The 5023-nt window shown below is 53.7% G+C and carries 3 protein-coding genes and 1 pseudogene; all 4 read left to right on the top strand.

Going from position 1 to position 5023, the window contains the following annotated elements; genetic code table 11:
- A pseudogene (locus ACP7BZ_RS22740) lies at window positions 1-305 on the top strand (hypothetical protein); the annotation flags it as partial.
- Between the two features lie 10 nt (window positions 306-315).
- Window positions 316-3402 (top strand): type I restriction endonuclease subunit R, encoded by a 3087-nt coding sequence (locus ACP7BZ_RS22745; protein WP_426117448.1) that lies wholly within the window; start codon window positions 316-318, stop codon window positions 3400-3402.
- A 162-nt stretch (window positions 3403-3564) separates the two neighbouring features.
- A complete protein-coding gene (locus tag ACP7BZ_RS22750; RefSeq protein WP_426117450.1) occupies window positions 3565-4545 on the top strand; it encodes a hypothetical protein in 981 nt (326 codons plus the stop codon).
- Window positions 4546-4548: 3 nt separating this feature from the next.
- Window positions 4549-4950, top strand: coding sequence for an ABC-three component system protein (locus tag ACP7BZ_RS22755; protein WP_426117452.1), 402 nt, complete (start codon window positions 4549-4551; stop codon window positions 4948-4950).
- The last annotated feature ends 73 nt before the right edge of the window (window positions 4951-5023 follow it).

Consider the following 5023-nt stretch of genomic DNA (forward strand, 5'->3'; position numbering starts at 1 on the left):
AAGACGAGAGTAAACGCGAAAACGATCAAGTTTACAAGGGCTGCTGCAAGTCATTGAAAGTAAACGATTTTTCAGCTCCGGCGTTCGGCGCTTCGGACTTGTGTATAACGAGGTGCCTTAAACCCGATAAAGTGTTGCTTGCCCACTTCGACAGGGTTGTATCCGCAATTCACGACATGATGTTTAACAATGAACAAGCGGCTCAATCTCTTGCAACCCTCCGAGACACGCTACTGCCGCGCTTAATTTCCGGCCAATTGCGCCTATCTGACGTCGAAAACCAAATCGAGGCAATTGCAGCCTGAGGCCCATACCATGACCGAAGACCAACTTGAGCAAGAAGCCCTAGTCTGGCTGCAGGATGTCGGCTATACCCATCTTTACGGCCCTGATATCGCCTTTGACGGTACCCGGCCGCAGCGTGCGGACTATCGCCAGGTTCAGTTAGCTTTCCGGCTACGTGAGGCTATTCACAAGCTCAATCCGGACGTTCCAGTGACAGCGCGGGAGGACGCCCTAAAGCAGGTTTTAGACTTGGGTATCCCGTCGCTCCTCTCGGCAAACCGACATTTCCACAAGCTGTTGATTGGTGGGGTGCCGGTGCAGTATCAGAAAGACGGCGAAACACGTGGTGACTTCGTGCGCCTAATTGACTGGACACACCCTGAGCGCAATGAATGGCTGGCGCTCAACCAGTTTTCTATCAAGGGCCCGCACCATACCCGCCGCCCGGACATCATCTTGTTTGTCAACGGCTTGCCGCTGGTGCTCATCGAGTTGAAAAATCCAGCTGACCAGAATGCCAATGTCTGGAAGGCATACGACCAAATTCAGACCTATAAAGAGCAAATCCCGGACGTCTTCCAATACAACGAGGTGCTGGTCATCTCGGACGGAACGGAGGCACTGCTGGGCTCGTTGTCGGCCAGTGCTGAGCGTTTCAAGGCATGGCGCACGATTGATGGGGTGACGCTTGACCCTTTGGGCGAATTCAATGAGCTTCAGACCCTGGTCCGCGGTGTGCTTGCTCCCCAATACCTTCTCGACTACCTGCGCTACTTCGTGCTGTTTGAGGACGACGGCCATTTGGTCAAGAAAATTGCCGGTTACCACCAATTTCACGCTGTGCGCTCCGCAATTGGTCAAGTGGTATCGGCTTCTCGTCCCGGCGGCTCCCACAAGGGCGGCGTGGTTTGGCACACTCAAGGTAGCGGAAAGAGTATCACCATGACCTGCTTTGCTGCGCGGGTGATGCAAGAGCCTCAGCTGGAAAATCCGACCATCGTTGTCATCACCGACCGCAATGACCTTGATGGCCAACTCTTTGGCGTGTTCAGCTTGGCGCAGGACTTATTGCGTGAGCAACCAGTCCAAGTCAGCAGCCGGCAGGACCTCCGGGCCAAGTTGGCCAACCGACCTTCCGGCGGCATCGTGTTCGCTACCATTCAGAAGTTCATGCCTGGGGAGGACGAGGATGTATTTCCTGTCCTGTCTGAGCGTTCCAACATTGTTGTGATTGCCGACGAAGCGCACCGCACTCAATACGGTTTCGAAGCCAAGTTGAAGGGCAAGCCTGGGCACGAGACCTACCAGGTAGGGTATGCGCAGCACCTTAGAGATGCTCTTCCCAATGCCACTTTTGTGGCGTTTACCGGCACGCCTGTCAGCAGCGAAGACCGTGATACCCGCGCCGTATTTGGCGACTACATCTCGGTCTATGACATGCAGCAGGCCAAGGAGGACGGCGCCACGGTCGCCATCTACTACGAGTCACGTTTGGCCAAGCTGAGGCTCAAAGAGGAAGACTTGCCCCAAATTGACGACGAGGTGGACGAGTTAGCTGAGGACGAAGAGGAAGACGCCCAGTCGAAGCTCAAAAGTCGTTGGGCCGCGCTGGAGAAGGTCGTCGGTGCCGAACCCCGTGTCGCCAGTGTGGCTGCTGACCTAGTGGCGCACTTTGAAGAGCGCGGTAAGGCGCAAACCGGTAAAGCTATGGTGGTGGCCATGAGCCGCGACATCTGCGTGCACTTGTACAACGAAATCGTAAAGCTGCGCCCAGAGTGGCATGACACCGACCCTGAAAAAGGGGCCATCAAGGTGGTCATGACCGGCTCCGCCAGCGACAAGGCTTTGCTGCGGCCTCATATCTACAATACCCAGGTCAAGAAACGACTAGAAAAACGATTCAAGGACCCAAGCGACCTACTACGCCTCGTCATCGTGCGCGACATGTGGCTCACCGGCTTCGATGCCCCCTGCGTTCACACTCTGTACGTCGACAAGCCTATGAAGGGCCACAACTTGATGCAAGCAATTGCACGCGTAAACAGAGTATTCAAGGACAAGCAAGGTGGCCTGGTCGTCGACTATATCGGCATCGGCAATGAGCTCAAAGCCGCGATGAAGGAGTACACGCAGTCCGGCGGCCGCGAGAAACCTACCGTGGATGCTCGTGAGGCCTACAGTGTGCTGATGGAGAAGATGGATGTGCTGCGGTCCATGCTGCACGGATTTGATTACAGCGGCTTCCTCACCGCCGGCCATAAGGCGCTAGCGGGTGCCGCCAACCATGTGCTCGGCATTAAGGATGGCAAAAAGCGCTTCGCCGACATCGCTCTGGCTATGAGCAAAGCATTCACCTTATGCTGCACTTTGGATGAAGCCAAGGAAGTGCGTGAGGAAGTGGCGTTCCTTCAGGGTGTGAAGGTCATCCTGACCAAGAAAGATATTACTGCCGAGAAGAAAACGGATGAGCAGCGTGAGTTGGCTATTCGGCAAATCATCAACTCCGCCGTTGTGTCGGAGAGCGTGGTGGACATCTTTGATGCTGTGGGCCTGGAAAAGCCAAACATCGGATTGCTGTCCGACGAGTTCCTGGCGCAGGTGAGAAATCTGCCAGAGAAGAACCTGGCTGTCGAGCTGCTGGAACGCCTACTAGAAGGTGAAATCAAGAGCCGCTTTGCCAGCAACCTTGTGCAAGAAAAGAGGTTTTCCGAACTGCTTTCCAATGTCGTCACGCGTTACCAAAATCGTTCCATTGAGACGGCTCAGGTCATGCAGGAGCTGGTCGAGATGGCCAAGAAATTCCGCGAAGCCGCCAATCGAGGGACGCAGTTGGGTCTCACGGACGATGAGGTGAAGTTCTACGATGCCCTGGCGGCAAACGAATCCGCAGTTCACGAACTGACGGACGAGACCCTCAAGAAGATTGCACATGAGCTTACCGAGAACCTGCGGAAGAGTATTACTGTGGATTGGTCCGCCAGGGAGAGTGTTAGGGCCACATTGCGGTTGATGGTGAAGCGGATTCTGCGGAAGTATAAGTACCCGCCAGACCAGCAGGAACGAGCGGTAGAATTAGTATTAAAGCAGGCGGAGGCGCTGGGTGAGGCTTGGGCTTAATTTCATAGAATGCTATATGCCACTCGAAATGCAATCTTCATGCCCTTCACATCAACGGCTGTAAGGATGAGTCGCACGATGCGAATTTGCGTCTGCTGTGCGTGAAGTGCCGCGCTGACTAGCCGGAACATAGAAATTATTTAACAATCGCCCTACAAATGCATGCAAAAAAAACTTAGACTGCAAAAAGCTGATAGATACGCCTTCTTAGTTTGCGCCCATATGATGTCGAAGATGGTTGTTGCTTATATAGAGGGACGTCAAGCGGCGAAATGGCTCGGGTGTGAGCAAGGTGCCATATCTGACTGGGATGATATTGTGCAGGAGCTGAGTGATGGCACGCTGCATCATACGCAAGTTAAACGCCAGGTCACAGATTTCAGTAACGATAAAGCCAAACGCGATTGCAAGATACCTAGAAAGAAGAAGGATGACCCTGCGACGGCGGCTGCGCCATTGCCTGTACTTCGTGACCGGAGTGCCTTTGACGAGTCCATTGCAGCACTTGCTCAATGGTTTTTGCCGACAACCGTCACCGACGGTAAAGTAAGAACTTTCACAGCCCTGGTCCCCGATAGGCAAGTGAAGATTAAGCACGAATTCGAAATGAGAAGTTTTGAAGAGTTCTGTGCACTATGTAATCTTAGTGCTACCACTCCTGCTGGTCTGAAGGCGCACGCGCAAATGAATCTGGCGGCCGCACACATCTTTGACTGGCTGACGACGTGGTGCGGTTTCATAGACTGGGAGCACATTTACAAAGCCCTACGGAATCTGAGGGTCGACGTCAAATCGCTTGAGCCGGCGATTGAGCAAGCGGCTGAATCCATCTTGGAAAGGTATTTCTTTCCTGCGTCCGAGGCATTCAAGGTGCTGGTGCATGAGCTCGAGTATGGCTCCACGGATGCTGGTGCTTCGACGCCCCGACAGATGCTGAACTTGATTAGCAAATTTCTTCGGCCCGAGGTGCCAATCTGGACGCAGTATGCTTTAGACGAAATGTCGTTTTCTTGGGGCGTTTCAGGATGCGCAACCGGATATTTGAATGGCATTGAGGACCCAGCCCAGACTGTTCCGATTTATTGGAACGATGGCATTCAATCAGCGAAGCGACTGAAAATATGCCTTAAGTTTGACCATTAGATTATTTCACGAGACCCGCTTGCGGTTCGACTGATGCGGTTGGCGTTGCATTTACGCGGACCTGGCCAGGCGAGCATGGCCGAGCTTTCGCCGTGGAGCACTGCGATTAGAGGTGTCCTTGCAAATACACTCGGCGTCACCGCGTACGATTTTTTCAACCTTCAATGGTTTGAAGCTAAGGACATCTCCTACTGCGTGGACTCGCGCCAACTACCCGGTGTCGTGGACACTACCCTCGAGTGCGCCAACTTTGATACAGCAATGGGGAAGCTAGTTTGGGAGCAGACCAAGGCTGATGTCAGTGGGCTGATTAGAGGCATGACGGGCGGCGATTTACAGGTGCGTGTAGATGTCCTTTGGCGCACCTCGTTATACATAAGTCTTGGCATTGGCTCGGTCGCGTAATTTCTCCATCGTTTTGGCTGCAACGTAGACATCCTTCATTCCGAGCCAGATAGTCTTGACGCCGGGTTCGCCG

This window comes from Massilia sp. PWRC2 (genome assembly GCF_049896725.1).
GTDB lineage: Bacteria > Pseudomonadota > Gammaproteobacteria > Burkholderiales > Burkholderiaceae_D > JAFCUW01.

Excerpts from the sequence above, each read along its gene's own strand:
- ACP7BZ_RS22745 (WP_426117448.1), top strand. The coding sequence starts at position 316 with ATGACCGAAGACCAACTTGAGCAAGAAGCCCTAGTCTGGCTGCAGGAT.
- ACP7BZ_RS22750 (WP_426117450.1), top strand. The coding sequence starts at position 3,565 with ATGCAAAAAAAACTTAGACTGCAAAAAGCTGATAGATACGCCTTCTTA.